Genomic DNA, 26228 nt, shown 5'->3' with positions numbered 1-26228 from the left:
AAGATAGGACCGAACACGTCCTTCAGCGCTATCTGCATGTCTTCCTGCGTCTTCGGCTGGTATTGTTCCATGATGAGCTTGGCGATTGCCTGGCCTTTCTCACTCGGGTTTCTACGTTTCTTCATCAGTGCTGTACTCAATTCCTTTCAACCTGCTTTCTGATAGTGTACCGCACCTCGACAAAAAAATGAAGTGCGTAAGTTAGTAAATTGGTTACCGGTAACTTACACACTTCATTTTACACTCCCCTTTATTTTGCCTTATTCAACATCAATTGTAATGCTGTTGTTTGGCTTTTCTTCTTTAGGAACTACAACTTTAAGTAAACCATTTTCCAGTTTTGCTTTAATACCATCTGGCTTGGCATCTTCCAAATAAATTGAACGACTCATAGAACTATAACGTCTCTCTCTGTGGATGAAATTCTTTTTCTTTGATTCACTGTTTTCATCCCTAGTAATAGAAATCATAAGTTTTCCATCGTTAAGTTCAACATTGATGTCTTTTTTATCTATACCTGGCACTTCAGCCTCAATTAGGTATTCATTGCCATTATCTTCGACATCAACTTTGAAAGTGTCATGTGTGAGGGTTCTTCTCAAAGGCCAGTCATTGGAAAAAAAGTCATCAAGTACGTTGTAGAAGTCCTCAAAGCCAGTGTTTGTAGAGATTTCTTTGTTCTTTTTGTTAAAAGGTACTAATCCAGCCATAAATAACAACTCCTTTTCAATTTATTTTTTGTTAGCACTCTCGATTGTTGAGTGCTAATTATTATATAACACAGAATGTTCCACTTGTCAATATATTTTTGAGAATTTTTTTATTTAAATTTGACTTTGATATTTTTCCATAAACGAGAGTCAATCTTGGATATGTTTCCATTTACGAGCGTGGATATGTTCCTAAGTTCGAGAGTAGGTAAAAATAGAACTAAAACGCCGTTTTGACAGCTATCAAGACCTCTCAAAACACGTCGAGTGCGTAGCTTTGATGTCTAGGGCGGGAAAGTAAAAACGATTGGAAGTGTAGTAAATAAGCAGTTCTCACGATTTTGAGATTAAAAGTGAGAAATTCAAAATCGGAGTTTCATCACCCCATGAGAACATATCGACGAAAGTTATTTTTTGATAGTTTAGACGGTGAGTTGGATAAGGGGTTCACGAGTGTATGAGTTGGATGTTTTGAAAAAAAATCCCCGGTGAGTGAGTAGGTTGGATGTGGAATAAATAGAATGTTCGTGTTATAGAACCACAAATAACCGGTTAAGATGAAATCATATTATCTTAACCGGTTATTGTTTTGCCGCAATGTAAAAATTTTAAACAATTACTTGCAAATTTATGTCGAACAGCGTATCATAATCATATAATCGTTTATGCGATTATATGATTATGATACAGAAAGGAGAAGGAGTACATGGAAACATTGGTAGATGTATTCAAAGCACTATCAGATGAAACTCGTCTGCGAATTTTGAATCTGTTGTATGAGAGGGAATTATGTGTTTGTGATGTGATGGAAACATTGCAAATTACACAGGCAAAAGCATCCCGGCATCTTATCTACCTCAAAAATGCCGGGTTGGTCAAAGATCGCAAGCAGGCACAATGGGCATATTATTCGATGCGGAATGATAACAAACCAAAATTCCTTGATAGTTTGGTGTATGACAGTTTACGGACGATAGAATTATATCAAAAAGATATGAACAATCTGCATATCTGGCTGCATCAGAAAAAAGATACGTGTTGTGATTAGGTTAAAGGAGTGAATGATAATGAAGAAAATTGAAATTTTTGATCCGGCAATGTGTTGTTCGACAGGGGTATGTGGCCCTTCCGTGAATCCCGAGTTGATCCGGGTGGCAGCAGTTGTTGAAAATCTGAAAAAAAGTGGGATCCATATTATAAGACATAATTTGTCTTCCGAACCGCAGGCATTTGTACAAAATACGATCATCAATGCAGCATTGAATGTCAAAGGAACGGAAATACTTCCGGTCACTATGGTGGACGGTGCGATTGTTAAGGAAGGTGGGTATCTTACCAATAAGGAATTTGCGGAATATCTTCAGTTAGATCTTGATGCAGTGCAATCAAAGCCGGATACGACACAGAATTCCACCTGTAACTGTGGTTCGAACGACGGTTGCTGTTAAGGAGGAATGCAGTCATGAACATATCATTATATGATCCGGTAAAAACAGCATCAACTAAATACTTGTTTTTTACAGGGAAAGGCGGTGTTGGGAAAACTTCTATTGCCTGTGCTACAGCGGTAGCATTGGTGGATGCAGGGGAAAAGATACTGCTTGTCAGTACGGATCCGGCCTCTAACCTGCAGGATGTATTCGGTGTGTCGCTGAATGATGCTGGTGTTGCTATTGCAGAAGTTCCCGGGTTAGTCGTAGCAAATCTGGATCCGCTGACTGCTGCTGCAGAATACAGGGAATCAGTGATTGGTGCCTATCGCGGCAAATTACCGGATTCAGCCATTCAAAATGTAGAAGAGCAATTATCCGGTTCTTGTACGGTGGAAATTGCGGCATTTAATGCATTTTCTGAATTTCTGACTAATGCGGAAAAAGCAGAAAAATTCGATCACATTATTTTTGATACGGCACCGACCGGACATACGCTCCGTATGCTCCAGCTCCCGTCTGCATGGAGCGGTTTTATCAGCGAAAGCAAACACGGTGCATCATGCCTTGGGCAGCTGTCCGGCTTAGAAGATAAAAAAGAAATGTATAAAAAAGCGGTTCATACGTTAGCGGACAGCCGTCTTACAACACTTATTCTTGTCACCAGACCGGAAACGGCACCGATCCGGGAAGCACAGCGGGCATCCCATGAATTGGAAGCATTAGAAATTCGCAATCAAGTACTTGTGATCAATGGCCTTCTGGAAACATATGATGTGAATGATGCAGTAGAGACCGCTTTATTTAAAAAACAACAGTCTGCATTGCAAGAGATACCCCATAATTTGGTAAAACAGTCCGTCACGATGGTACCATTGCGCGCGTATAATATTACAGGGTTGGATAATGTCAGACAGCTGCTTTCGTATTCTGGTTATACCACTGCTGTGGCCACATTGCAGCGTCCGGATGCGTACGCGCTTTCGGATGTCGTAGATGAAATTGAAGCGTCAAATAAAAAAGTAATCTTTACCATGGGGAAAGGCGGAGTCGGAAAGACAACGATCGCCGCAGCTATCGCTCTTGGCCTACATCGTAAGGGGAGAAAAGTACGTCTTGCTACCACAGATCCTGCTGATCATTTGAACCTTGTCATAGGGCAGCAAGAAGGCATATCTGTCAGCCATATCGATGAAAAAGGTGAGTTGAGAAAATATCAGGAAGAAGTGCTTACGAAAGCGCGCCAGACTATGCCGGAGGATGATCTGGAATATGTCAAGGAAGATCTTCGGTCGCCATGTACACAGGAAATCGCCGTATTCCGTGCTTTTGCCGATATTGTTGCGAAGAGCCGGGACGAAATCGTTGTACTGGATACAGCGCCTACAGGACACACGATCCTTTTACTGGAATCTACCCAAAATTACAATCAGCAGATAGAAAATTCCGGTGGTGCTGTTTCAGATGCAGAAAAGGACTTGCTTCCCAGATTGAAAGATTCCAATGAAACAGAAGTTATCATCGTAACACTTGCGGAAACCACACCGTTTTATGAAGCAAAGCGGTTATTGGATGATCTAAAGCGTGCAGGACTTGCTGTCAGATGGTGGGTAATTAATGCCAGTTATTCGATGGCGGATACAAAAAGTGATTTTTTGAGGGCAAAAGCAACTGCTGAATTACAATGGATCCATGAAGTCGACAACATATCAGATGGTCAGTATGCAATTATTCCGTGGAAACCATTTGAAGTAAAAGGTAACAAGCTGCTGGAATTGCTATAACTACGGGAGCGTATATTCCACATGTCAGTGGAATAATAGCAGGATTATAGATCATTTGAGTTAGGAGAAGAATGTGATGGTAATACAAAAACATGGGTTATCATTTTTGGATCGATTTCTTACATTGTGGATTTTTATTGCTATGGCATTGGGTGTAACTGGGGGATATGTATTTCCCAAGTTGGCCGAGTCGTTAAGCAGTTTCAGTACAGGCACGATATCCTGGCCGATTGCTATAGGCCTTATCATTATGATGTATCCGCCTCTTGCCAAAGTTAAATATGAAGAAATCGGAAAAGTAGTAAATAACAAAAAAATATTTGCATTTTCACTCTTTCAAAATTGGATTATGGGTCCTATTTTAATGTTTGTTTTAGCGGTATTCTTTTTAAGAGATATGCCTGGTTTTGCTATCGGGTTAATTGTTATTGGATTGGCGCGATGCATTGCAATGGTCATTATCTGGAATACACTGGCTGATGGGGACAATGAATATTGTGCAGCGCTGGTAGCACTAAATTCTATTTTCCAGATCCTGTTATATGCTGCATATATCTATTTATTTGTTACGATTATTCCGGAATGGCTGGGAATATCTTGGGGAGGACAGAATATTACGGTATCCATGACAGATGTGGCTGAAAGTGTGTTAATCTATCTGGGAATTCCGTTTGCTGCAGGTTTTTTGACAAGATTTGGACTCATTCGGACAAAAACGAAACAATGGTATGAACAGGTCTTCATACCTAAAATTTCACCATTGGCTTTAATGGCATTATTATATACCATTATTATTATGTTTATGACTAAAGGAAATGAAATCATTAATAATCCAATCAGTGTTGTTCGTATTGCGGTTCCACTTTTGATCTATTTTACGATTATGTTTTTTGCCAGTTTTTATATTTCCTATAAGGCAAAATTTCAATACGATCAAACGGTTACATTAGCATTCACAGCTGCCAGTAACAATTTTGAATTAGCTATTGCAGTCACTGTTGCGGTATTTGGCATTGCATCGGATGAGGCTTTTACTGCTGTCATTGGTCCATTGATTGAAGTACCGGTTATGATTCTGCTGGTTCATGCGGCAATGTATTTAAGGCGAAAGTATTATAATTTCAATACTTGAATACGATTACGTATCTATATGAAGTGCTGCTTTTATTCTTCCACATCCACTGTCACGCCTGATTTGAATGCTACGGTACAGCTATCCTCAAACACCGTAATGGTCTTAATTAGCTGTCGGACGAGGTGCTCATCAAACTGGGTAATGGCAGTGGATTGTGTTTTTAGGAAGGCAGTCATATCATCTATGCGGCTGCGGATTTCATCCTGATTGGCACTTTTCGCCAGTGCTTGCTGTTTTTGTTCACGCAGGTGGTAGATTTCTTCGGCAACATCGTCGTAGCCAGCCTTGGAACTTGCCAGTTTTACAAGCTGTGTCTGCAGTTTTTCCAGCCGGGTATCGATAGCTGCCAGTGTTTCATCATTGTTATGGCTGAGAACGGTTTCAATATTCTGCTGCAGCATGGTAAGAAAATCCTTCTTCCCGCATAGTACCTGATTGATGGCTGTTAGACAGACCTGCTCGAGTGCAGGCTCAGATATAGTGCGGGCATCGCATTTACCTGTATGGTCTACCCGATTGACGCAGCGCCAGACGATGGATTTTTTTCCTCGGTTGTTCCAGTGTATCCGACGGAATATCTCGCCGCATTTACCGCAGCGTATCCGCTGGGAAAAACAATGGTTGCTGCTGTAGGTCAATTTTCTGCCGTTTTTCAAGTGAATAGAACTTCGCCGTACCATTTCTTCCTGCACCTGCAGGAATATGTCGCGGGGAATGATGGCTTCATGGTTATCTTTTACATAATATTGTGGCATGATACCAGTATTCTTGACGCGCTTTTTGGTAAGAAAATCCACCGTATAGGTTTTCTGCAAGAGGGCATCACCCATATATTTTTCATTCTGCAAAATCTGTCTGATATTACTGTCCCGCCATTTGGTGTGGCCAGCACCATTTTTTAACCCGTCCGCCGTTAAGTTGCGGGCGATTTTTAGCATACTGGCACCATCAAGATACTCTCGGTAAATGCGCTTTACAATTTCTGCTTCCTCCGGAACTACGACCATGTGTTTATTTTCATCCTTGGCATACCCAAGAAAATGATTGCAGTTGATTTGTACTTCGCCACGTTGGTAGCGGTACTGCAGGCCCAGCTTCACATTCTGGCTTAGGGATTGGCTTTCTTGCTGGGCTAGGGATGCCATAATAGTAAGCAGCACCTCGCCTTTAGAGTCCATCGTATTAATATTTTCCTTCTCAAAAAAGACGGGAATGTGCTTGTCCTTTAACTGCCGGATGTATTTTAGGCAGTCCAGCGTGTTGCGGGCAAATCGACTGATGGATTTGGTAATAATCATATCAATCGTACCTGCCATGCAATCTTCGATCATGCGATTAAATTCATCCCGCTTTTTGGTATTGGTACCGGATATCCCATCATCAGCGTAGATCCCGGCTAATTTCCAGTCTGGATGATTTTGGATGTAGGTGGTGTAGTGCTCAATTTGTGTTTCATAACTGGTGGCTTGCTCGTCGCTGTCGGTAGAAACCCGGCAATAAGCAGCCACACGGCATTTTGGCTTTTCTTCAGTATGGTTTCGGTGTAGATAAGTTCGTGCCGGAATGATCGTGACATTCCGCGTCTGTAATTCCATATATGGATTCCTCACTTTCTATTAAACTGTAGGCATATTCAGCTTGCTGAAATGGATCAGTATAGGTTTGCGTTTTTTCTGCAAGGGAGAAGGTGGTGGGGTATAGAACCGGTGACGCTTTTTTAGGTTCCCGGATGCGCCCCAGTTTTTTGGCCCGGCTGGTGATTTCCTTTTGTGCCGCAGTAAACGTATCGGCATCAATAATAGCCGGATAATAATCATCACCGATATAATGCGTCGTTTGCAGGATATGGCGGATACCACTGTGGAAGGCGTGGATCGCTGCCTCTTTCGCAGCCGTAGTCAGTGCAGCCCCGGCAAGATAGGCTTGGAACAGCACTCGTATTTTTTCGGCTTCCTCCACATCCACTATTGCTTTGCCATTTTTAATCCGGTACCCAAACGGTGTATGGCTCATAGCTTACACCAGCCTTTCCCGTAGCGTAATGCCGCATTTTAGCTTAAAGCCGATGTTCGTTCGAGAGTAGACCAGAATTTGTTCTACAAATTGTTGGAATACTGCTTCGTCAAAGCCCGTTAGCATTTTCGCCTTACAAGTATACTGCAGTAATTCTCTCGTTTCATGGACCGTTTTATTATCATCATTCAAAAAATCTACAAGGGAATCTTTTTGGTGCAGCCATTGTTCAGCTTCCTGCAGTAGCTCGTTATTTCCTTTCTGGTACATCGCAGGCTCTAGATATTTTTTCGTCAGCAGGTACGCCAGTGTTTTTTGATGCTCGGCATTTTCCGCCAGCTTTGTGTCTAGATCTTGAATGACTGTGATGCTGTCGTCCGAATGGAGGGTACGCAAACTGGCAAGCAATGGTTTTAAAACAAAGGCATGACCAAAGATGAGCTTATTCATCATCGTAACAAAGGCGTATTTCAGTGCCGTTTCCTTGATGTATTTTAATGAGCATTTTGTGGCATCTGTTAAATGGGTGGCGCAGCACCATGCCACATAGGAATTGCGACCGCCTTGGATACGCCGCTTGAAGGTAGCACCACATTGATGACATCGAATGACACCGGAAAATGGATAACGATTCTGGTACTTTTTATCCTGTGGCAGCGCACCTTTTTCTTTACCACGCTGCCGAATGACCTGCTGGGTTGCTTCAAACATGTCTTTGGTGATGATAGCTTCGTGGTGGTGTTCCACCCGGTATTTATCTTTCTCGCCATGGTTATGATGGCGATTAAAATGCGAATCGGTATAGGTTTTCTGGAAAATAGCATCCCCAGTGTAATTCTCGTTTTTCAATATGCCACGAACGGTTGTTGCAGTCCAATGGGTACCGCGTTTAGCCGGAATTTTCTTTGCATTTAATTCCTTGGCAATGGCATCCGTCCCGATACCGGCGAGCGTTTGATCAAACATGGCTTTTACAATTGTAGCCTGCTCCGGCTGCAGTACCAGTTTTCCTTCTATTACATCATATCCATATGGGGCGTAAGCAAGTTTAAAGGTGCCATTCTGGAAACGGCTCTGTATGGACCAGGTGCTGTTTTTGGCAATCGATACCGACTCGTTTTCTGCCAAGCCGCTCAGAATCGATAGCATGAGCTCGCTTTCCATCGAACCGGTATTTAGGTTTTCCTTTTCAAAATAGATATAAACGGTAAGCTCCAGTAATTTACGGACCAGTTCCAGACAATCGGTGGTGTTGCGGGCAAACCGGCTGATAGACTTTGTCACAATGAAGTCTATTTTTTTATGCTCGCAATCATCTATCAGGCGGAGTAGGGCTGGGCGCTTTTCTTTTTTCGTGCCGGTAATACCTTCATCATAATAAATACCGGCAAACTCCCAGTCTGGATTTGCCGTAATATAGGCTTCATAGTGCTTTCGTTGTGTGGCAAGGCTGACTAATTGCTCCTCGCTATCAGTGGATACCCGGCAGTAGGCCGCTACCCGCAGTTTATGTTTTTGCGTAGGAAATACAAGCTGGCCTCCGATTTTTGTCACCGTTTTCATGGATTTTCACCTCCTTGTAGTGTGACATAGTACCTCTATATGCCGGATATATCAAGGAATAGAGGGCAATATAGCCGCTAATACCGGCGAAAATGTTTTTCGGTTTACTGCCGTTATTTTAGAAAATTCATCAGCAGAAAGCAGCCCTTTATGGAATAGGGACTGCAGTATGTGTTGGGCACGGACATAATCGACTTCGTGCTGCAGTTGTTCCTGTGATATTGACCTTGCTTCGGCTTGTAGCTTATTTGCTTCGAGTGTATGGTTGCTTAGTTGTTCGTTCATGGCAAATCATCTCCTTACAGATAGGCCATGAAATAGGGGAAAGTAAACCTATTTTGTTAGCCCTTATATCTGTAGTCGATAAAACAAACTGCTATTCGAACCCAAGACATAAAAAAAGACCTGCCAGAGTGATGAGACTCCAGCAGGTCCATGGTATATATTCTTGTTTTTATTTCCGTAGCTGCTTCAATGCTTCCTGCAGCCGGTCCGGTATGGGAAGTCCCATCCGCGCGGCATTTTCCACAATGGAAAGTCCTTCATTGGATAAGTAGAATAAGATGGTAGCGGTTCGTAACGCGCTGCCGGACCCGAGCATCGTCGCATCCAGCGTATGGGCCACACCGACGAGCACAAAAAGAAGCACCTTCCGGCAGATGCCCATAAAGCCAATCTCGCTGGATAACTGCCGTTCCCGGCAGGCGCATAACACGCCGGTGATATAATCCAGGCAGACAAACGTCAGCAGGGCATAGAGCAGATTGTCAAATCCGCCGATGAACCAGCCAAGCCAGGCACCGACTGCCGCACACCCGATTCGTATTTCATTCCAGGTCATTCTCATCACCCCGCCAGGGTAGCCTTGATTTCAAGATACTGGTCCCCATATTTTACATTATCGATAAACTGGATATTGTATTTCTGATTGCGGAACTTAATAATCCATTTTTCTAAGATATCCGAACGGTACCGAATGACAAACGACACATCCTTTTCCAGATGAACGGCTGCCGCAAAGAAATACTGCCCGCCGTGGATATTGGTCACTTTGGCCCAGGTACTTCCCTTGCTGACCAGGGTGGTGTCATAACCACCTTGTCCATCAGAGACATTCTCCTCCACCATAAACTCGATCCGCTGCTTCATTTCCCCGATATCCATCAGAACACCTCATCCCGATAGGAAAACAGCATGGCCCGCATGAGCTTGATCATGGCATCGAAGTCCGCCGTATCCCGGTTTTCGTACAGATAGGCCACGCCATACAGGATAGCCGTCTTGATGTCCTCCGGCAATGTTGTGTAGTCGCTTAACGGATGCCGCAGTACATTTTCCACCGTCGTCGTGGAGGACTGGATCAGACTGTCGATTAGGGCATCCTCCACATCATTATCAATACGCAGGTATAATTTAGCTTCGTCCCGTGTTACTGCCATGCTGCCACCTTCCTTCTGTTATTTGCTGGCCTGCTTGAGCGTCTTGATGGCTTCCGGCAGAACGATCTTGGCATCGACACGCTGGGAGCCGAGAAAGCCGACCTGACCGGTAACTGCGTATAATTCATTCAGGCGCTTAAAGGTACGGCCCTGCCTGTCGGCAATCCAGTAGTAGGAGAAGTCACCGAACAGCACCGTCTTGGCGTCGGCTGCCATCTGCGGCATATACCGACTGGTGACGACAGGACAGTTCAGAATCTTATCCGGTACATCGGCACTGACGGAAGGCTGCCAGATGTACTGGCCCTGCGTATCCTTCAGCTTCCGGATGGCCTTGACGGTGCTTTCATGCAGCAGCAATGTAGCCGACTTGCGGTACGGCTCGCGGAGCGAATAGTACAACTCGATCAAATCGTCAAAGGTAATCGCCGTAGCAGAGGCGGCAGTCGAGCCATCCGAAGCACCGGCGGCATCAACGAGGATGCCGGACGGACGATCCGTTCCGGTGCCGGTGAGGAAGGCTTCTTCTTCGGCATTGCCCAGCCTGCGGGCGAACTCCTGCGCCATGTATCCTTCCAGGTCGAAGGCTGAATCATTCAACAGTTCTTCGGATACCTTGACGAGCGTACCCAGCTTATGCGCCCCGATGGACACCTGGCCGAAGGTGGTGTTGCTTTCGGTGTAGGCGGCTTCTTCATCCGTCCATGCAGCGGTTCCTTCGCTGGCAACGACCGGAATCTTATGGTCGCCGCTGGCGGTCTGGATCACATGGGCAAGGGAGCGCAGCACATTTTCCTCAGCCAGCATCTGGATCAGCGTCCGTTCGAACTCGTCCGGTACGAGGTAGCCGCCCTGAGGATCGGCTCCTTCCTTTAAGGTGTTTCGGATTTCCGGACGGGACTTGCCGCGCATGCTGTCCCAAAAGGCAGGGGCATAAGCGTCGCTGAACCTGCCATGCTTAGTTACATCCTGCTTTGCAGGCTGGTTGACGATAGCACTTGAGGTCGGCCTGCTTAATTCGAGATCAATGGCCGCCTGCGTTTTCAGTCTGTCGATTTCCTTGCCCAGCGCCATGACATCGGCTTCCATCTTGTCATAGGTGGCAGCATCTTCGGTGGAGAGTGTATCACCGGCTGCCTGCTTTTCATTCAGGAATGCTTTTGCCTGTTCCCAGATATTAGCGCGTTTTTCCTGCAGTTCTAATAATTTACTCATGTTGGTACCTCCATTTAATGTATTAAGAGCGACAGCCGCTGCTGCAGCGACGCTATGGATATAGTTGTTCGATTTGCTGCCGGTGTTGGCTTGGTCTGCTTGGCGATGGCCTTGTTCAATAATGCATTGGTGACCTGCCGTCGGGAAAAAGAATAGCTTCCCATACTGGCAGCGTCATGCATCTGTGTATTGGCATCGTTCGTCAGTACAGTATCGGCAAAACCAAGCTCGATCGCTTTTCCTGCATTCATCCAGGTCTCGGCATCCATCAGATGGGATAGCTGTGTGCGGGAAAGTCCTGTCTTTAATTCATAGGCATTGATAATGGATTCCTTGACCTCGGATAACATAGAGATGGCCCGCTCCATTTCATCAGTATCGCCCATGGCAATGGTGAACGGATTGTGGATCATCATCAGTGCGGTCGGAGCCATATTGACGGTTGTTCCTGCCATGGCAATCACAGAGGCAGCCGAAGCCGCAATCCCGTCGATATTGACGTGGACCTGTCCGGCATAATCCATCAGCATGGCATAGATCTGACTGGCCGCTACACAGTCGCCGCCGGGCGAGTTCAGCCACAAGGTGACATTGCCCTGCCCGGATGCCAGTTCGTTTTTAAACAGCTTCGGCGTTATCTCGTCATCAAACCAGCTTTCCTCGGCAATGGTACCGTCAATGGTAAGAATGCGTCCGGTATCGGCATCGGTATTCCAGTTCCAAAACTTCTTCATGGGGTTTTTCCCTCGCTTTCGGTATAAAATTGTCCTGCCTTGTCCAGCGGCAGCATATTGCCGTTGACCAGATACGTATCGCCGCCTTGCTCGGTGGGGATGCGGTTCATATCCTCAAGCTCCCGGATGTCGTTGGCGGAGAGCCAGCCGTTCTGCCTGCCGATGGCATACCCGTTCATGCGGCTCTGGTAGTCACCGCGCAGCAGACCGTCCACATTAAACTTCGTAAAGACCTGCGAGCGCTCCGACGGCAGTACCAACTGCTGGTTCATGGCCTGTTCCCAACGGACGCACCAGGGATTCAAGGTATATTTGACAAATTCCAGCGACTGCTGCTCGATATTGGAGAAGGTGGACTTTTCCAGATCCCCGACCATATGCGGCGGCACCCGGAAGATACGGGCGATTTCGTCGATCTGGAACTTCCGCGTTTCGAGGAACTGCGCCTGATCCGGCGGGATGGATAACTGCTGGAAGGTCATGCCTTCCTCCAACACAGCCACATTGTGTCGGTTCGTGCCGGAAAATTGGGCATGCCAGCTTTCCCGCAGCTTGACCGGATCCTTCACGATGCCCGGATGCTCCAAGATACCGCCCGGTGTAGCACCATTGGCAAAGAATAACGCACCGTACTGCTCGGCTGCCAGCGATATGCCGATGGCATTCTTGGCCATAGCAATCGGACTGTAGCCGATGAGTCCGTCAAACCCAAGTCCCGGAACATGCAGCACTTCGTCCTGCGATAAGACAATCTGCTGGCAGCGGTTATCTGCACCGAACTCGTCCGAGTCCTTGGAGTAGGTGTAGATAAGCTGACCGTTGGCAGCCCGGCTGACATCCATCTTGCTGGGAAGCAGCGGGTACAATGCAATCGGCTGCCCGGTACCGTTCCGGATAATCTGTGCGTAGGCATTGCCCCACAAGAGAAGATGACTCATGAGCGTTTCCCGGAAGATAAAGCTCGTCATCTCCGGATTGGGGGCATCATGAAGCAACCTATACAGCGGATGATTGATGGTCTTTTCCTTGCCGCCATCCGGTGTATAACGGTATAGATTAAGCGGCAGTCCGGCGATAGCCTCTGACAACACCCGGACGCAGGCATAAACTGCTGTTGTCTGCATAGCTGTCCGTTCCGTCACCACATTTCCGGAGGAGGTCGGGCCGAACAGGAACGTAAAGGCCGTAGACAGGTAGTTCTTCGGCTTGTCGCGTGACTTTTTTCCCCATATACGTTGGAATATACTCATAAAATCAATAACCCCCTTTGGTCATATACGCTTTCACTGTTGTCATTGCCGCAGCGGATGGCACGATCGAGTGCCATAACCGTAGCTACGACACCGTCGATCTTTTCGGTGGATTTCTCCTTGTCCGGCTTGATATTGCCTGCCGGATCGGATTTGATGAAGATATTGTCCATCATCCAGCGCAGTACCGGATGGCCGCCATGGGCGATCTTCTTTTCCAGTGTCAGCTTCATCAGTTCCTTGGTGGGCGGACTCATATCTTTGAACCCCTGTCCGAACGGTACGACGGTAAATCCCATGCCCTCGAGATTCTGCACCATCTGTACCGCGCCCCAGCGGTCGAAGGCGATCTCGCGGATGTTGTACTGTTCGCCCATCGTTTCGATAAACTTTTCGATGTAGCCGTAGTGGACGACGTTTCCTTCCGTTGTGTGCAGGAATCCCTGTTTCTGCCATACGTCATAGGGGACATGGTCCCGCCGGACGCGAAGGGACACGTTTTCTTCCGGTATCCAGAAGTAGGGAAGCACGACATAGTTGTCTGCTTCATCCTGCGGCGGAAATGCCAGTACGAAGGCCGTAATATCCGTGGTTGAGGATAAGTCCAACCCGCCGTAACAAACACGGCCTTTCAGTTCATCCGGCTGTACAGGAAACGCGCAAGCGTCCCATTTGTCCATCGGCATCCAGCGGATCGCCTGCTTGACCCATTGGTTCAAACGAAGCTGCCGGAAGGCGTTCTCCTCGGCAGGATTCTGTCTGGCGGATTCGCAGGCCGCCTTGACCTTGTCCATGCCGACCGTAATGCCGAGCGAGGGATTGGCCTTCTTCCACACTTTGACATCCGTCCAGTCGTCCGTATCCTTGGCACCGTATATCACAGGATAGAAGGTGGCATCAATCTTACGGCCTGCGATAATATCCAGTGCCTTTTGGTGGGTTTCATAGCAGATGGAATGGGTATCCGTCCCGGCTGTGGTAATGAGAAAGTACAACGGCTGCGTTCGGGCATCGCCGGAACCTTTGGTCATGACATCAAACAACTTCCGGTTCGGCTGCGTGTGCAGCTCATCGAAGATCACACCGCTTACGTTAAAACCGTGCTTGCTGTAGGCATCGGCAGATAGTACCTGATAAAAGCTGTGCGTGGGCAGGTAAATGATTCGCTTCTGCGAAGCCAAGAGTTTCACCCGTTTGGATAAGGCCGGACACATCCGCACCATATCCGCCGCTACTTCAAAGACAATGGATGCCTGCTGGCGGTCGGCAGCGCAGCCATACACTTCGGCGCGCTGTTCTCCGTCGCCGCAGCATAAGAGGAGTGCTACCGCTGCCGCCAGTTCCGACTTGCCCTGCTTCTTGGGAATCTCGATGTAGGCGGTATTGAACTGCCGATAGCCGTTCGGCTTTAAGATGCCGAACACATCACGGATGATCTGCTCCTGCCAGTCGATCAGTTCAAACGGTTTACCGGCCCAGGTGCCCTTGGTATGGCAGAGGCATTCGATAAAGGACACGGCATAGTCCGCCATGGTCTTGTTGTATTTGGAATCTTTGGCCCTGAACTTCGTAGATCGATAGCGTTTCAACTTCCGCAAGCAGCGTCACCTCCTTTGCGGCAACAAAAAAGACCGCCGAAGTGGGCAGTCTTGATATACATATGATATGTGTGATTATTTCTTTCTGATTATAAGGCAGCGGTCTATGCCGTACAATACGTTCAACGTGCTGCCGTTGTCCCAATGCACCAGCAGGCTGCCGGTGTCATCCACACCGGCAACCGTTCCCTTCGTACCGATCGGCGGAGCCTGGGAATCGTCCATTTGCGCCAGTACAATCCGCGTTCCGGCAGGATATGCACCGCGCAGGTATTCCAGCCGTTCCTTATTCGGATATCTCATCATTATGTTCCTTTCTGTTGTTTTTAAAGGCCGAGGAACCGGAAAGGTGCTGCAGGAGCAGCTTCCGTTCGTCCTTGTATTCTTTGCCGATAAAACCAAGCCGGAGCAGAAAGCAGCGGAAATCGTATTTCTCGTTGGTGGATGGGTGCTCCGTTGCCAGCACCCGTTTTTGCTTCTTTGCCAGATGGCAGAGCGCCGTAATGAAATGGGTGCAGGCTTTGACCGTATCGGCATCCAGGCAGCCGGTGAACCAAGGGAATAACACTTTATCCTCTGTTACCTGCATCCGCAGCACATCGATTTGAAAAACTTTTAGCATAAGATTGCTCTTGGCCTGGATCAGTTTCTTTAGGTTTTCCAGTGCCGTATCGGTGAAGAAGGAGCGCGGCATGGCAATCACCAAATCGTCTATGTTCTCCTGCTTAGACGCCGAATCGTCAGGTTCTTTCTCTATTGGTTCGGCTGGATCGGTATGGAATCCCATGCTGTCGAGTTTCTCGAGCAAATCCTCAATTTTCTTCTTGTCAATCATGTCATCAAAATTAAGATTGCCGTTGCGGTCAACTGTAAAACAATCAATTTCATAGGCGTAGCTGGGAATCCCCTGATACACTTTGGCGGCTCCGGTAATGGTGCTGATGGCATCCGCCAGTTCCTTACGTGTTTTTCCTTGTGCATGGTACAAAATTTTCATGGTAGAAAACCCCTTTCTTTTTTGTCATGTACATATATCACTCTAACCGGCAACTATAGCAAGGGGTTTATACCACAAATTACACGTATTATTCTTGTACTACCACCATTTTACCGAGCAACTTTCCGGTCAGCCACAGGCCACCGTCAATGAGCGTCGGAAGGAAGCATTGATCGCGGAACTTGCTCCAGCCGGTTTCCTTACCGGCAGATTCCTGCAAGGCGGCTGTGTAGGCATCCGCCACTTCCTTGGCTGCCGGAAGCACCGTCGTATTCAGCCAGGAAATGGTGGCGTTCTTGACATCCTCCTGCACCGAGTCCAGAATGTGTTCCTTGAGTTCGTTTTTAATCGTTTCAATATCCATTTTTTCTATCTCCCTTCAAAATCTGTTATGCCGCGGGCAATGGCCCGGGCGAAATCATCCGCGTTATTCGTAAGCAGCGCGGCATCATTGTCATTATCAATAAAAGCTGTTTCCACCAGAACGGCGGGCATTGTGGTATCTTTCAGCACGATGAGATTGGGCCGCTCCTTCAGGCCACGATCCACCGTGCCGAGACTCTGCACGATCTGCGACTGGATGCAGGCGGCAAGTTGCGGAGATAGACCGCTATCGTTGGCATAGATAAGCGTTTCTGTACCGCGGGCGTAGCCGCTGTCGGAGTTGCAGTGCAAACTGACGAATACATCAGCAGACCATGCATTTGCCGTATCCACCACGCAAGGCAGATCCGGTGTTTCTCCTGCCAGATTATCGCTTTGCAGGAGCTGCACCTCACAGCCTGCCGTTTCCAGATATGTTTTGACGAGGCTGCCGATTGCAGCCGCCACATCACATTCCCGCAGTCCGGTGTTTGGGTTTACTGCACCGCTGTCCCGTTCCCGGTCATGCCCGGGGTTGATAAATACACGCATCATGTTGCCTCCACTTCAGTATAGGTATACGTTTTTCCATTCCGTGTCACGGTTACCTGTTCGCTCGAGCCGACCTGTTCGATATACCGTTTCACAATGACATCACAGAACTTTTCATCCAGCTCCACCATGTAGCAGCGTCGCTTCGTTTGCTCACAGGCCAGCAGCGTCGAACCGCTGCCGCCGAACGGATCCAGCACAGTGCAGCCGGTCATGCTGGAATTTAGGAGGGGATAGGCTAAAAGCGGTATCGGCTTCATGGTGGGATGGTCCGTATTCTTCTTCGGTTTATCAAACTCCCAGATAGTGGATTCCTTCCGTCCGGTGTACCATTCATGCTTTCCTTTCTTCTTCCAGCCGTACAGCACTGGTTCATGTTGCCACTGGTAAGGCGAACGTCCCAGCACCAACGACTGTTTCTTCCAGATGCAGCAACCGGATAAATAAAAACCGGCATCCGAGAAGGCTTTTCTGAAGTTAAGTCCTTCGGTGTCGGCGTGGAATACATAGATGCTGGCATCGTCTGCCATGACGGTGTGCATGCAGGTAAAAGCGGCGAGCAGGAACTCATAGAATTTGTCGTTCTGCAGATGGTCGTTCTTGATTTTTCCCGCTCGGCCTTCGTAGTTGACGTTGTACGGCGGGTCAGTGACCACCAGATTGACCGGTGCTCCCTGCAGTAATCGCTGGTATGCTTCCGGTTGGGTGCTGTCGCCGCAAAACAATCGGTGTGTTCCCAACTGCCACACATCACCTGTCTTGGAGAATACTGGCTTTTTGAGTTCGGCATCCACATCAAAGTCATCATCATGCACACCATCCTTTATATCGTCCTTGAACAGGTCATCCAGTTCTGCCGGATCAAAGCCGGTAAGCGATACATCAAAGTCGCTGCCCTGCAGATCGGTAATGAGCAGCGCTAATTTATCCGTATCCCAGTCACCGCTGATTTTATTGAGGGCGATGTTTAAGGCTTTCTCCTTTTCGGTGTCCATGTCGATCACGACGCAGTCGATTTCCGAAATACCCTCCTGCTGGAGCACCTTTAAGCGCTGGTGACCGCCGACCACGTTGCCGGTGCGCTTGTTCCAAATGACAGGCTCGACGTAGCCGAACTCGTCCAGCGAACGCTTCAGCTTTTCATATTCCGGATCTCCCGGCTGCAAATCCTTTCTCGGATTATAGGCTGCCGGGATAAGGTCTTGTATGTTCTTTTTGATCAATTCCATAATTATTTTCCTTTCCGTGCCTGCAACAGGTGTTCCATCATCGTATCCTGCGGACTTCCTACAAATGCTGTGGTACAGTTCTGCTTGACGATATCGAAAATCTCATACCAGAGCAGGTTCGCCTGCTTCTGGAATGACTGGCTCATCTGCACAAATGGACTGGTAATCGCACCGCCGGTCGTGGGGTGCTTGCCGAGCAGTCCATAGGTGCTGATGGCTTCTTCGCACTGGATATACCGGGCGAATGCCTGGGCATAGGCTTCCAGCAGCCGGGGATTGACGAGCCGTTCGCAGCCGCGGTCCTTCAGCCATTGCCAGGTCTGGCGAAACAGGTCATCTGCACCGAGCGGCTTGCCGTCCCGCTGCCGGGCCGACAAATAGTCACTGGGATTCGGCATATCCTCGCCGGTGAGATCTGCGGCATCGTTTAACTCGGCACCTTCTAAGGCAGGCGTCGGCAGGTCGATAATGGTGGCTGCTTTTCCCTTGTCGATTTTATCTGCCAGCGCCTCCGGCTTATCTCCGGCGCGGATTCGTCTGCCACCGCGATTAGTTCCGTCCTTGGCCATGGCTGTTCAACTCCTTTCCCATGCGGTAAATCCCCCGTTTGAACCGCAATTTTTGTGCGTGTGACCCCAGCACCGGTCTAGCATTTGGGCGCGCCAGCGATTTTGACCGCCCCTCCTGGAGGAACGTAGTCACTCGTAGCGGTATTCCTTTTTGGCATGATGCCAGCGGTCGTCCATCTCGGCGGTTATCTTCGAGTGGCACGGCTTGCACAGCGCCATAAGGTTATCCTCGTCGTGAGTGCCGCCGCGGGAGAGGGGACGGATATGGTGCACCTCCGTTGCCGGTGTGGTTTTGTGGTTCTTCAGGCACATCTCGCACAAGGGATGCTTTCCAATGTAGCGGTCCCGGATGCGTTTCCATGCTCTGCCGTATCGTTTCTTGCTGACGGTACTGCGCTCGTACGTGTCATAACGTTTGTCCATTAATTTTTGATGCTGCTCGCAGTACCGGTTCACGGTCAGCTCCCTGCAGCCGGGGTAGGCGCACGGCTTTTTGGGTTTCCAAGGCAAAGCACTCATCTCCAGACATAGCAAAAGCCTTCAAGGGATTGCTCCCACGAAGGCTTTTCACATTCTTTCATGCTATTAGTATACCATGTAAAGCAGACAAATGCGTCCGCGATTTTGGACATCAGGCCTTCCCAAATAAAAGCAAGGCAAGGTTCTCATCTCCAGACATAGCAAAAGCCTTCAAAGGATTGCTCCCTCGAAGGCTTCTCTTACACTTTTAGGCTATTAGTATATCACACGTTAAGCAGGTACATGCGTCCGCGATATTACTCATGCTGCTAAAATAATTGGGAATGGCTGCCCAAACGATATAGCAGAAGAACAAGTACATCATCTTTGGTTTCATAAACGAGAAGCCAATCTGGATCAATATGGCATTCCCGGCAACCTTTGTATGTTCCACCTAAATCATGGTCTCTATATTTTTCATCCAATTGTTTTCCTTGGGCCAATTGCTCAATGACAGAGAACAGCACATCTATATCTTTGTTCTGCTTCTTTGCCAATTTCAAATCTTTCTTAAATTGAGTGGTGAATTTTACTTCGTACTTCATTTTTCAAGGGCCACACGCAAATCTGTCATATTGGTATACCCTTTTACTTTTTTATCAATGGCGATTCGTTTGCCTTCTTCAATGGCAGATCTAGTTGTTGCATTAGGAACGTCAAGAGTGAGACGGAAGGGAATGCCATTTTCTCGTATCGTTGTTTTTAAGAATATGTTTACCGCCGTCGTCATATTCATTCCCAGAGCATTGAATATTTTCTCAGCCTGATTTTTGACTTCCTTATCCGTCCGGATATTCAAATTTGTATTTACCATATTCAACACCTCCATTTCTGTCTTGAATATAGCATTATTTTTGGCTGATGTCAACACAATGTCAATATAATAAACACATAGCAAAAGCCTTCAAAGGATCGCTCCCTCGAAGGCCTCTCTCACACTTTCATGCTATTAGTATACCACGTCAAATGAATAAATGCGTCCGCGATTTTGGACATCATGTCTTTCCAAACAAAAGAATGGCAAACTTAGCTAATGCACGATTCTTCCTTTTGTAGGCAGAGGACCGTTCGATGTGAAAATGATCAGCGATGGCATAGACAGCGCTCGTTTGTGCATCCTCATCAGCATAGAAGGTTTGCAGTACATATTGCTCGTCACTGCTTAGTTTCTCCCATGCGGGCTGAAACCATGCCATGTACTCCAACGCCTGCCGGTAACGTTCCTTCAGGATGTCGATGTCTGCCAGACCGGAGATGATATGATCTTCTACGGCATGCGGGTTGCTGGAGTGCGGCATCCCATTGAAACCGGACGGATGCAGGCTGGTCATGGCAGCATATGCCTGCTTGATATCCTCGCTGGTATTTTCGATGATGAACTGCATGCTGTCGTAATCCCGGATGGCATCAATAGCACCGCTTCGTTTATTCAGATACTTCCAGATAACACTCATAGGCTGCCTCCTTGCAAGCTGGCCCGGACTGCATCAATCAGTGCAGCCTGGGTTTTGTTTTTTTCTTTCAATGATTTCATAATGGTTTCATCTATGGTTCCGGCAGTCAGAATGTGATGAATGACGACCGTATCCGTTTGTCCTTGCCGCCAGAGTCTGGCATTCGTTTGTTGGTATAATTTCAAGCTCCAGGTTAGTCCAAACCAGACGAGAGTGGATCCGCCTTGTTGCAGGTTTAGACCATGTCCGGCAGAGGCGGGGTGGAGAATAGCAACAGGAATAACACCAGCGTTCCAATCTGTTATATCTTGTGAAGTCTTGATTTCTCGTACCGTAAACCGTTGCTGGATCCGTAGCAGATCATGCTTGAACCAATACGCAATCAATACGGGTTTGTCATTGGCACCTTCAAGAATATCCTCCAGGGCATCGAGCTTTCGGTCATGAATGGGAATGATTCGTTTTTCCTCATCGTAGACGGCACCATTTGCCATCTGGCATAGCTTGTTTGATAAGGCAGCCGCGTTTACGGCATCAATTTCTTTCCCATCTAGTGAAAGCACAAGCTGGGAACACAAGGTATCATACATGTTTCGTTCCCGCTTCGAGAGTTGTACACTGATTTCATTTCGTACTAATGCTGGCATAGTCAGATACTCCTTGCTTTTCATGGAAATGGTGATGTCTGCGATACGCCGATAGATTTCTTCTTCCGCACCGGGTTTTGGTTTGTAAGAAAAGATCATCTGCTGATTCCGCTTATCCGGTTGGAAGAATTCACTCCGGTAGTGGGTGATAAAGCGACCAAGCCGCTGTCCCATATCCAACAGGCGAAACTCTGCCCAAAGATCCATCAGGCCGTTTGAAGAAGGTGTACCGGTTAGTCCTACGATTCGTTTTACCTTGGGACGAACTCTTAACAAGCTCCGAAACCGTTTTGCTTGATACGATTTAAAAGAGGAAAGCTCATCGATTACCAGCATATCGTAATGAAAGGGGATGCCGGAATCTTCTATCAACCAAGGCACATTCTCACGATTGATAATGTGGATATTGACCTGCTGCAAGAGTGCGGCTTTTCGTTCCGTAGCCGTACCAATAGCAACGGCATACGTTACATCATGCAGATGGTCCCATTTCTGGATTTCTGCTGGCCAAGTATCTCGTGCTACACGCAGGGGTGCAATCACTAATACGCGATGGACGTCAAAACTGTCATAGATTAATTGCTCTATGGCGGTTAAGGTAATGACGCTTTTTCCCAATCCCATATCCAGCAAAATGGCAGCCGCTGGATTTTTTAGGATGAAGTTTGTGGCATAGGTTTGATAATCATGAGGTTTGTATTGCATCCAGCATTCCTCCTAGTTGCGTACTATTGTCGATGCAGTATACCGGAAAACCAAGTGCTTCTAACTGGCGCTTCCGATGTACCTGTAGCGGACGCATTTTCTTTCCGGGTGCTTTAAGCTCCACAAAGGCAATGCGTCCATGGGGCAGCAGCACCAATCTATCCGGCATCCCGTCATATCCGGGGGAGACGAATTTGGGACAGATACCACCTTTATGTTTTACAGCATGTACAAGCTGCTGTTCGATTATTTTTTCTCGCATGATTTCCTCCGTCAGGGTGTTTAGTATCGACTTTTCATCAAGATGTGTGACACCCCCGACACCTGGTTACTATAACTTCCTATAGGGGTTAATTTTTAAGGGCCTATAGAGACTTTAGGGTAGGAGGTGTCGGAGGTGTCACGCTTTAGTTTAAAATGGCTTTTTCTGTCAGCCGTATTCCGCGAACAAACCGGCCTTGGCGATTTCTGAACCGTACGATTCCGGCTTGTTCAATGGCAGTATAAAAATCGGCAGAATTTCGCACATAATCACCGGTAACATTACAAAAGTTTCGATACGCAGTATAAAAATCACCGGATTTTTCCTGATAGGCTTTACCAAGCTCACAGCACTCATCCAGGAAATGGCCGAGCCAGTCGTTGTTTTCACGATACGAGCCGATGGCTTCCCGCACACAAGCTGGTGTGGTAAGCTGAAAATTTTTTTGAATGATCTTCTGTGCCCCTTCAATGATCCAAGTCAGGACATACTCGCCTGCATTTTTCAGCAGGTAGTCTGCATAATTTTTGATATCGTTGTTTCCTTCAATGCGAGCGTTAAAGGGTATCACAATGAGCCTGCCATGCTTATTTGTCTAAGAGTTTCATGCGCTTCTCGTGGTATTCGAGATCACGCGCGGCCTGTTCCGCTTCCCGCTTGTCGCGTTCCTTGCGGTATTCGATATCGCGGGCAGTAGATTCCTGCTCACGCTTTTCACGTCTGCGGTCGTAGAGGAAGTTCTGGATTGTTGCAATCAGGATCACAATGCTGAAGACCAGCCAGATAGCGATAATTGCAGTTAAGAGGATCGTCTGAAAGGTTGTCATAGTCATAGTCGCGCCTCCCTTAATTCAGAAAGTCTTCATCGTCATCAGTGACGAAGTCAGACTCAGCACTTGCCTTGCCGCCAAGAGGCTCGCCGTCACGGATCTTCTGCAGGTTATTGAGGCCGCAGGCGATTCCCTTGTTGCCGGAAGAGTTGAAAGCATAAAATGTGATGCTGGCTCTGCCATAGACGCCGGAGTACACTTCGGAACGGGTCAGGATGGGATTCAGGTCTGCATCCACAATACCGGGAGCAGAGGTGGCATTGGCGTTTACAAAGTAGGCGTTCTTATAGGCCTCATCGTCCGGGCGCTCCGCATCGCCGTCACGCAGCGGGGTTTTCAGGACAGAGAGCGCAGGGACGGTCTTGCCGTTGCCCTTGAGCTTTGCTTCGCCTTCCTTATAAGCGGCTTCAATGGCAGCCTGAATCTTGGCGATGGTCTTGGTATCAGACTTTGGGATAATGAGGCTCACGCTGTACTTCGGTGTGCCGCCGTTGATGGACTTCGGTTCCCAGACGTTTGCGTAGCTCCAACGGGTGTCGGTACCTGTGATAACCTTCATGGGATTTCTGATTTTCATATTCTTACTCATAATGTTTTTCCTCCATAAAATCATTTTTTGCTGTGTTCATGGCCGGGCGTTTATCGCTTTCCGGCGCAAGAGTGGGTTTTCCCTGCGGCTTTTCGATGTAAGCCGTCAGGAGTTCATCGAAGCGGGACTTTCCGAGGAGCTTCTGCATGGCAGTGACGCCGAGCAGCTTCTTTTCATACGGATCAAATCCTGCTTCCTCGACCGTCTGGATAACAGCGGCCTCGTTACTGTATTTACGGTTGGAGCGGCCTTCGACCAGCTTCCAGCCGTTCCATTCCTTCCCGGAGAGCGCCTGCTGCAGGGCATATTCCTTGATGTCAGATGCCCAGCTGATCAGCTCGTCCACCTTGTAAAGAATGACTTCGATTTCGGTGTCCGTCAGGAGCGGCGGGAGTTTGAAATCGTACTGTGCCAGCTGCAGATTGGCTTCGGCTCTGGCGCGGCACTCGTTTCTTGCCTTACAAAAGCCGCACCATTCTCCGCAGAGAAAGTTACCGTCCCCGGCAAATGCAAGCTCTGCTGTGGGTTTCAGGACTTCGTCTGCCCAGCGGTACAGATTGTCCTTACTGATATCGAAGGTGCTGACATTTTGCCGTCTTGGCTGGTAGATGGTCATGCTGACCTGATCGATGTCGTAGATGTCATCAAAGAGTTCAAGAGCCCCGAGGGCGTAGCACTTCATTTGCGGATTCTCTTCAGCGGAAACAAGAACGCCGAGGCCGTATTTGAAATCAATAACCCGGAGCGTGCCATCTGCGATGACGACGCAGTCGGCGGTACCGAAGCCCTGTTCTACCCAGCGGGAGAAGTCAACTCGCTGCTCAATCAGGACAACCGGATCAGCGCAGGTCTTCTTTGCGGCCTCGACCTGCTCCAGCACGAATTCGGCATAGCCGCTGGTGCAGTCGTCCATCTCTTCGGAATACCAGGAAAGTCCATCTGTCGGATCGTCTGCCGGGAGCCCCAGCACTTTCTTAAGCTTGAACTCCGCGAGTGCATGAGCATCAGTGCCTTCCGCTGCGTAGTCGCTTCCTTTATCCTCGTAGGTTTCGCAGAGCCGTGCCGATGGCGGACAGTGAATCCATCTGTCAGCGCCGGATGCGGAAAGGATCGCGTGCTGCTTACTTGCCATTTCCGATTGCCTCCGCGTCCTTCATAAGGGCTTCATAGTTTGCCGGGTCGATAGCGGAGAGCTTTGTCGCTCCGTATTTCTGGAGCAGGTCACGCACCTCAGCAGTGTGTCCGGCGCGGGATTTCCCGGCGAGAACGGATCTTACGTCCTCCAGCTTTAATTCCGGCTTGGGTTCTTCTTTTGTAGCAGCAGATTTAGAAGTTTGCTGCTTATCAGAATTGTCTGTACTGGAGAACTGCTGGTAAAGCCAGTCGGCTGCGTCGTTAATAGCGGCAGCAGCACTGCGGAGCTCTTCGATTGTCTGTTTCATGTCTGCTATTTTGCTCATAGGTTCTTTCTCCTTTCTCGGATTGTCTTTGCTCGGCAAGAATTGAAAGATTTCTTGCCAGTCGGGCGGATACGCGGCTGATGGAGTTCAGAAGCTGAATCTCCTCGCGGACGTTCCCGCCAGTGTCTGTGTAACTTGTTTGCATCGTGTTTACCTCACTTTCTGAAGGTCTTTTCTCTGTCCTTCAAGTTCCACTGGAGATGAGCAGGCAATTTGAGCGGAGAAAAAATAAAAAAAATTCCGACCACCATCCTGATGAGGGATAGTGGCCGGAATTGCTGCGGTTTGGATTATTTGCCGTCTCTGATTTTTCTTAAATCAGTACGGTACTTCTTCATTTGATCCGCGAAGGTTTTCTGCGGGCGACCGAGTTCCCTTGCAATAGCACGGTCAGAGATACCTTCCGGATGATCCATCCAGAGTTGAATAATGGTATCCGCTTCCGGATCAAGTTCGCGCAGGCGTGCAAAAAGCTGCTCCAATAATATGCGGTCAGAAATGAGTTCCTCGATTGGAGTGTTGTTGTTCGGCAGATAGTCGTACATATTGCCGTTACCGTCCGGATTTGTAACGTCAAGAGAAAGGGTGTCCCCTGCTGCATGGTATTCGCAGTCGATGCAGTCACCATCGCATTTCCATGCATAATGGTAAGGACACATGCACCTGCCGTGATCCTGTTCCTTGTGACGGATGCGGTCGGCTTCCTTATAGAAAGCGTCGTGCTGTTCTTTTGAGACGGGCACCTTTTCGCCGGTGCTGCGGATGAAGATGAAATAGGTCTTCTGATTTTCATTGTTTGCCATGATTTGGCTCCTTTCGTTGTAGAAACGGAGCCAGGCTATGGCCGAAAAAAGGCGCGAAGAGGCCACCCGGAATAGAGCACAAAGCTCCGTTTCGAATAGGCCAGCAAGTTCGCGCCGCTGGTGTTGATATTTAGTTGTTCATCAAGTCTGCTGCGAACGGTTCTTGATCAGAGAACCAACTTCATTGATGATTCGATATCTGTCGGTTAGAGTGAAATAGTGTTGAATAAAGCTTTATAAATATTGACTAATGTTAATTTACACTGTATAATTTATACATTAAATTGGGTTTAGTCTATTTCACTGCCTCCATCCATCTGTTCATAGGATACTTTTTGAGGATGGGACTTACATCGGGCTACGAAGGGACTAATGGGA

General features: G+C 47.9%; 34 protein-coding genes. 4 read left to right on the top strand and 30 right to left on the bottom strand.

Annotation, left to right across the window (positions count from 1 at the left end; all coding sequences use genetic code 11):
- Positions 1 to 260 precede the first annotated feature (260 nt).
- Complete coding sequence (locus tag AB840_RS08515) at positions 261 to 710, bottom strand: Hsp20/alpha crystallin family protein (protein ID WP_048514408.1); 450 nt, start codon at positions 708 to 710, stop codon at positions 261 to 263.
- Positions 711 to 1416: 706 nt separating this feature from the next.
- Between AB840_RS08515 and AB840_RS08510 the strand changes: the two genes are divergently transcribed.
- The 4 genes from AB840_RS08510 (at position 1417) to arsB (ending at position 5056) form a co-directional block, all read left to right on the top strand.
- Positions 1417 to 1758, top strand: a complete 342-nt coding sequence (locus AB840_RS08510) for an ArsR/SmtB family transcription factor (protein WP_048514407.1) — start codon at positions 1417 to 1419, stop codon at positions 1756 to 1758.
- 19 nt (positions 1759 to 1777) lie between these two features.
- The gene (gene arsD, locus AB840_RS08505) at positions 1778 to 2158 is read left to right on the top strand and encodes an arsenite efflux transporter metallochaperone ArsD (RefSeq protein WP_048514406.1); all 381 of its coding nucleotides are present in this window, start codon (positions 1778 to 1780) and stop codon (positions 2156 to 2158) included.
- 14 nt (positions 2159 to 2172) lie between these two features.
- The gene (gene arsA, locus AB840_RS08500) at positions 2173 to 3924 is read left to right on the top strand and encodes an arsenical pump-driving ATPase (protein ID WP_143742722.1); all 1752 of its coding nucleotides are present in this window, start codon (positions 2173 to 2175) and stop codon (positions 3922 to 3924) included.
- Positions 3925 to 4000: 76 nt separating this feature from the next.
- Positions 4001 to 5056 carry an ACR3 family arsenite efflux transporter gene (gene arsB, locus AB840_RS08495; protein ID WP_048514405.1) on the top strand — a complete coding sequence of 352 codons (1056 nt, stop codon included), beginning with the start codon at positions 4001 to 4003 and terminating at the stop codon, positions 5054 to 5056.
- Between the two features lie 32 nt (positions 5057 to 5088).
- Here the strand turns inward: arsB and AB840_RS08490 are convergent, their stop codons facing one another.
- From AB840_RS08490 to AB840_RS08350, 29 genes are all read right to left on the bottom strand, one after another.
- Positions 5089 to 6654 carry a recombinase family protein gene (locus AB840_RS08490; protein ID WP_048514404.1) on the bottom strand — a complete coding sequence of 522 codons (1566 nt, stop codon included), beginning with the start codon at positions 6652 to 6654 and terminating at the stop codon, positions 5089 to 5091.
- Positions 6587 to 7072 (bottom strand): serine integrase family protein, encoded by a 486-nt coding sequence (locus AB840_RS08485; RefSeq protein WP_072061803.1) that lies wholly within the window; start codon positions 7070 to 7072, stop codon positions 6587 to 6589. The genes AB840_RS08490 and AB840_RS08485 overlap by 68 nt, the downstream gene beginning before the upstream one ends.
- Before the next feature lie 3 nt (positions 7073 to 7075).
- Complete coding sequence (locus AB840_RS08480; protein ID WP_048514403.1) at positions 7076 to 8635, bottom strand: recombinase family protein; 1560 nt, start codon at positions 8633 to 8635, stop codon at positions 7076 to 7078.
- A gap of 51 nt (positions 8636 to 8686) precedes the next feature.
- Positions 8687 to 8920 carry an SHOCT domain-containing protein gene (locus AB840_RS08475; RefSeq protein ID WP_048514402.1) on the bottom strand — a complete coding sequence of 78 codons (234 nt, stop codon included), beginning with the start codon at positions 8918 to 8920 and terminating at the stop codon, positions 8687 to 8689.
- A gap of 169 nt (positions 8921 to 9089) precedes the next feature.
- Entirely contained in the window at positions 9090 to 9476 is a 387-nt protein-coding gene (locus AB840_RS08470; protein ID WP_456085503.1) for a phage holin family protein, read from the bottom strand.
- 5 nt (positions 9477 to 9481) lie between these two features.
- Positions 9482 to 9799 (bottom strand): phage head closure protein, encoded by a 318-nt coding sequence (locus AB840_RS08465; protein ID WP_053078155.1) that lies wholly within the window; start codon positions 9797 to 9799, stop codon positions 9482 to 9484.
- Positions 9799 to 10074, bottom strand: a complete 276-nt coding sequence (locus tag AB840_RS08460; RefSeq protein ID WP_022382094.1) for a head-tail connector protein — start codon at positions 10072 to 10074, stop codon at positions 9799 to 9801. The genes AB840_RS08465 and AB840_RS08460 overlap by 1 nt, the downstream gene beginning before the upstream one ends.
- An 18-nt stretch (positions 10075 to 10092) precedes the next feature.
- The gene (locus AB840_RS08455) at positions 10093 to 11289 is read right to left on the bottom strand and encodes a phage major capsid protein (protein ID WP_048514400.1); all 1197 of its coding nucleotides are present in this window, start codon (positions 11287 to 11289) and stop codon (positions 10093 to 10095) included.
- A gap of 14 nt (positions 11290 to 11303) precedes the next feature.
- Positions 11304 to 12023: a head maturation protease, ClpP-related gene (locus AB840_RS08450; protein WP_048514399.1), complete on the bottom strand. Its 720-nt coding sequence runs from the start codon at positions 12021 to 12023 to the stop codon at positions 11304 to 11306.
- Positions 12020 to 13273, bottom strand: coding sequence for a phage portal protein (locus tag AB840_RS08445; RefSeq protein WP_048514398.1), 1254 nt, complete (start codon positions 13271 to 13273; stop codon positions 12020 to 12022). The genes AB840_RS08450 and AB840_RS08445 overlap by 4 nt, the downstream gene beginning before the upstream one ends.
- Complete coding sequence (locus AB840_RS08440; RefSeq protein WP_048514397.1) at positions 13270 to 14871, bottom strand: terminase large subunit; 1602 nt, start codon at positions 14869 to 14871, stop codon at positions 13270 to 13272. The genes AB840_RS08445 and AB840_RS08440 overlap by 4 nt, the downstream gene beginning before the upstream one ends.
- 75 nt (positions 14872 to 14946) lie before the next feature.
- The gene (locus AB840_RS08435) at positions 14947 to 15177 is read right to left on the bottom strand and encodes a DUF4314 domain-containing protein (RefSeq protein WP_234984900.1); all 231 of its coding nucleotides are present in this window, start codon (positions 15175 to 15177) and stop codon (positions 14947 to 14949) included.
- A complete protein-coding gene (locus AB840_RS08430) occupies positions 15158 to 15868 on the bottom strand; it encodes a hypothetical protein (protein WP_048514396.1) in 711 nt (236 codons plus the stop codon). Before AB840_RS08430 ends, AB840_RS08435 begins: the two co-directional genes overlap by 20 nt.
- 88 nt (positions 15869 to 15956) lie before the next feature.
- Complete coding sequence (locus AB840_RS08425; RefSeq protein WP_048514395.1) at positions 15957 to 16232, bottom strand: hypothetical protein; 276 nt, start codon at positions 16230 to 16232, stop codon at positions 15957 to 15959.
- Positions 16233 to 16237: 5 nt separating this feature from the next.
- Positions 16238 to 16786 carry an N-acetylmuramoyl-L-alanine amidase family protein gene (locus AB840_RS08420; protein ID WP_327077818.1) on the bottom strand — a complete coding sequence of 183 codons (549 nt, stop codon included), beginning with the start codon at positions 16784 to 16786 and terminating at the stop codon, positions 16238 to 16240.
- On the bottom strand, positions 16783 to 18012 hold the full coding sequence (locus tag AB840_RS08415) for a site-specific DNA-methyltransferase (protein ID WP_048514393.1): 1230 nt from the start codon (positions 18010 to 18012) through the stop codon (positions 16783 to 16785). Before AB840_RS08415 ends, AB840_RS08420 begins: the two co-directional genes overlap by 4 nt.
- Positions 18013 to 18014: 2 nt before the next feature.
- The gene (locus tag AB840_RS08410) at positions 18015 to 18581 is read right to left on the bottom strand and encodes a P27 family phage terminase small subunit (protein ID WP_048514392.1); all 567 of its coding nucleotides are present in this window, start codon (positions 18579 to 18581) and stop codon (positions 18015 to 18017) included.
- A 129-nt stretch (positions 18582 to 18710) separates the two neighbouring features.
- The gene (locus tag AB840_RS18465; protein WP_234984901.1) at positions 18711 to 18893 is read right to left on the bottom strand and encodes an HNH endonuclease; all 183 of its coding nucleotides are present in this window, start codon (positions 18891 to 18893) and stop codon (positions 18711 to 18713) included.
- A 476-nt stretch (positions 18894 to 19369) separates the two neighbouring features.
- Positions 19370 to 19645: a type II toxin-antitoxin system YafQ family toxin gene (locus AB840_RS08400; RefSeq protein WP_048514390.1), complete on the bottom strand. Its 276-nt coding sequence runs from the start codon at positions 19643 to 19645 to the stop codon at positions 19370 to 19372.
- Positions 19642 to 19914 carry a type II toxin-antitoxin system RelB/DinJ family antitoxin gene (locus AB840_RS08395; protein ID WP_022381610.1) on the bottom strand — a complete coding sequence of 91 codons (273 nt, stop codon included), beginning with the start codon at positions 19912 to 19914 and terminating at the stop codon, positions 19642 to 19644. Before AB840_RS08395 ends, AB840_RS08400 begins: the two co-directional genes overlap by 4 nt.
- A 181-nt stretch (positions 19915 to 20095) precedes the next feature.
- Positions 20096 to 20554: an ArpU family phage packaging/lysis transcriptional regulator gene (locus AB840_RS08390; RefSeq protein ID WP_048514389.1), complete on the bottom strand. Its 459-nt coding sequence runs from the start codon at positions 20552 to 20554 to the stop codon at positions 20096 to 20098.
- Complete coding sequence (locus AB840_RS08385) at positions 20551 to 21906, bottom strand: DEAD/DEAH box helicase (protein WP_048514388.1); 1356 nt, start codon at positions 21904 to 21906, stop codon at positions 20551 to 20553. Before AB840_RS08385 ends, AB840_RS08390 begins: the two co-directional genes overlap by 4 nt.
- Positions 21887 to 22168 (bottom strand): VRR-NUC domain-containing protein, encoded by a 282-nt coding sequence (locus AB840_RS08380; RefSeq protein ID WP_048514387.1) that lies wholly within the window; start codon positions 22166 to 22168, stop codon positions 21887 to 21889. The genes AB840_RS08385 and AB840_RS08380 overlap by 20 nt, the downstream gene beginning before the upstream one ends.
- A gap of 145 nt (positions 22169 to 22313) precedes the next feature.
- Positions 22314 to 22739, bottom strand: coding sequence for a hypothetical protein (locus AB840_RS08375; protein WP_048514386.1), 426 nt, complete (start codon positions 22737 to 22739; stop codon positions 22314 to 22316).
- Positions 22740 to 22755: 16 nt separating this feature from the next.
- Complete coding sequence (locus AB840_RS08370) at positions 22756 to 23001, bottom strand: hypothetical protein (protein ID WP_048514385.1); 246 nt, start codon at positions 22999 to 23001, stop codon at positions 22756 to 22758.
- A gap of 13 nt (positions 23002 to 23014) precedes the next feature.
- The gene (locus tag AB840_RS08365) at positions 23015 to 23587 is read right to left on the bottom strand and encodes a DUF2815 family protein (RefSeq protein WP_048514384.1); all 573 of its coding nucleotides are present in this window, start codon (positions 23585 to 23587) and stop codon (positions 23015 to 23017) included.
- Positions 23580 to 24719, bottom strand: a complete 1140-nt coding sequence (locus tag AB840_RS08360; protein WP_048514383.1) for a DUF2800 domain-containing protein — start codon at positions 24717 to 24719, stop codon at positions 23580 to 23582. The genes AB840_RS08365 and AB840_RS08360 overlap by 8 nt, the downstream gene beginning before the upstream one ends.
- Positions 24709 to 25047 (bottom strand): hypothetical protein, encoded by a 339-nt coding sequence (locus AB840_RS08355; RefSeq protein ID WP_048514382.1) that lies wholly within the window; start codon positions 25045 to 25047, stop codon positions 24709 to 24711. The genes AB840_RS08360 and AB840_RS08355 overlap by 11 nt, the downstream gene beginning before the upstream one ends.
- Positions 25048 to 25337: 290 nt before the next feature.
- Complete coding sequence (locus tag AB840_RS08350; RefSeq protein ID WP_048514381.1) at positions 25338 to 25850, bottom strand: hypothetical protein; 513 nt, start codon at positions 25848 to 25850, stop codon at positions 25338 to 25340.
- Positions 25851 to 26228: the final 378 nt, after the last annotated feature.

The organism is Megasphaera cerevisiae DSM 20462 (assembly GCF_001045675.1).
Taxonomy (GTDB): Bacteria; Bacillota; Negativicutes; order Veillonellales; family Megasphaeraceae; genus Megasphaera; species Megasphaera cerevisiae.
This window is presented reverse-complemented; position numbering and strand designations above follow the sequence as displayed.

Coding starts and splice junctions, on each gene's coding strand:
- AB840_RS08515 (WP_048514408.1), bottom strand. CDS start 710: ATGGCTGGATTAGTACCTTTTAACAAAAAGAACAAAGAAATCTCTACA.
- AB840_RS08510 (WP_048514407.1), top strand. CDS start 1,417: ATGGAAACATTGGTAGATGTATTCAAAGCACTATCAGATGAAACTCGT.
- arsD (WP_048514406.1), top strand. CDS start 1,778: ATGAAGAAAATTGAAATTTTTGATCCGGCAATGTGTTGTTCGACAGGG.
- arsA (WP_143742722.1), top strand. CDS start 2,173: ATGAACATATCATTATATGATCCGGTAAAAACAGCATCAACTAAATAC.
- arsB (WP_048514405.1), top strand. CDS start 4,001: ATGGTAATACAAAAACATGGGTTATCATTTTTGGATCGATTTCTTACA.
- AB840_RS08490 (WP_048514404.1), bottom strand. CDS start 6,654: ATGGAATTACAGACGCGGAATGTCACGATCATTCCGGCACGAACTTAT.
- AB840_RS08485 (WP_072061803.1), bottom strand. CDS start 7,072: ATGAGCCATACACCGTTTGGGTACCGGATTAAAAATGGCAAAGCAATA.
- AB840_RS08480 (WP_048514403.1), bottom strand. CDS start 8,635: ATGAAAACGGTGACAAAAATCGGAGGCCAGCTTGTATTTCCTACGCAA.
- AB840_RS08475 (WP_048514402.1), bottom strand. CDS start 8,920: ATGAACGAACAACTAAGCAACCATACACTCGAAGCAAATAAGCTACAA.
- AB840_RS08470 (WP_456085503.1), bottom strand. CDS start 9,476: ATGACCTGGAATGAAATACGAATCGGGTGTGCGGCAGTCGGTGCCTGG.
- AB840_RS08465 (WP_053078155.1), bottom strand. CDS start 9,799: ATGGATATCGGGGAAATGAAGCAGCGGATCGAGTTTATGGTGGAGGAG.
- AB840_RS08460 (WP_022382094.1), bottom strand. CDS start 10,074: ATGGCAGTAACACGGGACGAAGCTAAATTATACCTGCGTATTGATAAT.
- AB840_RS08455 (WP_048514400.1), bottom strand. CDS start 11,289: ATGAGTAAATTATTAGAACTGCAGGAAAAACGCGCTAATATCTGGGAA.
- AB840_RS08450 (WP_048514399.1), bottom strand. CDS start 12,023: ATGAAGAAGTTTTGGAACTGGAATACCGATGCCGATACCGGACGCATT.
- AB840_RS08445 (WP_048514398.1), bottom strand. CDS start 13,273: ATGAGTATATTCCAACGTATATGGGGAAAAAAGTCACGCGACAAGCCG.
- AB840_RS08435 (WP_234984900.1), bottom strand. CDS start 15,177: ATGATGAGATATCCGAATAAGGAACGGCTGGAATACCTGCGCGGTGCA.
- AB840_RS08430 (WP_048514396.1), bottom strand. CDS start 15,868: ATGAAAATTTTGTACCATGCACAAGGAAAAACACGTAAGGAACTGGCG.
- AB840_RS08425 (WP_048514395.1), bottom strand. CDS start 16,232: ATGGATATTGAAACGATTAAAAACGAACTCAAGGAACACATTCTGGAC.
- AB840_RS08420 (WP_327077818.1), bottom strand. CDS start 16,786: ATGATGCGTGTATTTATCAACCCCGGGCATGACCGGGAACGGGACAGC.
- AB840_RS08415 (WP_048514393.1), bottom strand. CDS start 18,012: ATGGAATTGATCAAAAAGAACATACAAGACCTTATCCCGGCAGCCTAT.
- AB840_RS08410 (WP_048514392.1), bottom strand. CDS start 18,581: ATGGCCAAGGACGGAACTAATCGCGGTGGCAGACGAATCCGCGCCGGA.
- AB840_RS18465 (WP_234984901.1), bottom strand. CDS start 18,893: ATGTGCCTGAAGAACCACAAAACCACACCGGCAACGGAGGTGCACCAT.
- AB840_RS08400 (WP_048514390.1), bottom strand. CDS start 19,645: ATGAAGTACGAAGTAAAATTCACCACTCAATTTAAGAAAGATTTGAAA.
- AB840_RS08395 (WP_022381610.1), bottom strand. CDS start 19,914: ATGGTAAATACAAATTTGAATATCCGGACGGATAAGGAAGTCAAAAAT.
- AB840_RS08390 (WP_048514389.1), bottom strand. CDS start 20,554: ATGAGTGTTATCTGGAAGTATCTGAATAAACGAAGCGGTGCTATTGAT.
- AB840_RS08385 (WP_048514388.1), bottom strand. CDS start 21,906: ATGCAATACAAACCTCATGATTATCAAACCTATGCCACAAACTTCATC.
- AB840_RS08380 (WP_048514387.1), bottom strand. CDS start 22,168: ATGCGAGAAAAAATAATCGAACAGCAGCTTGTACATGCTGTAAAACAT.
- AB840_RS08370 (WP_048514385.1), bottom strand. CDS start 23,001: ATGACTATGACAACCTTTCAGACGATCCTCTTAACTGCAATTATCGCT.
- AB840_RS08365 (WP_048514384.1), bottom strand. CDS start 23,587: ATGAGTAAGAATATGAAAATCAGAAATCCCATGAAGGTTATCACAGGT.
- AB840_RS08360 (WP_048514383.1), bottom strand. CDS start 24,719: ATGGCAAGTAAGCAGCACGCGATCCTTTCCGCATCCGGCGCTGACAGA.
- AB840_RS08355 (WP_048514382.1), bottom strand. CDS start 25,047: ATGAGCAAAATAGCAGACATGAAACAGACAATCGAAGAGCTCCGCAGT.
- AB840_RS08350 (WP_048514381.1), bottom strand. CDS start 25,850: ATGGCAAACAATGAAAATCAGAAGACCTATTTCATCTTCATCCGCAGC.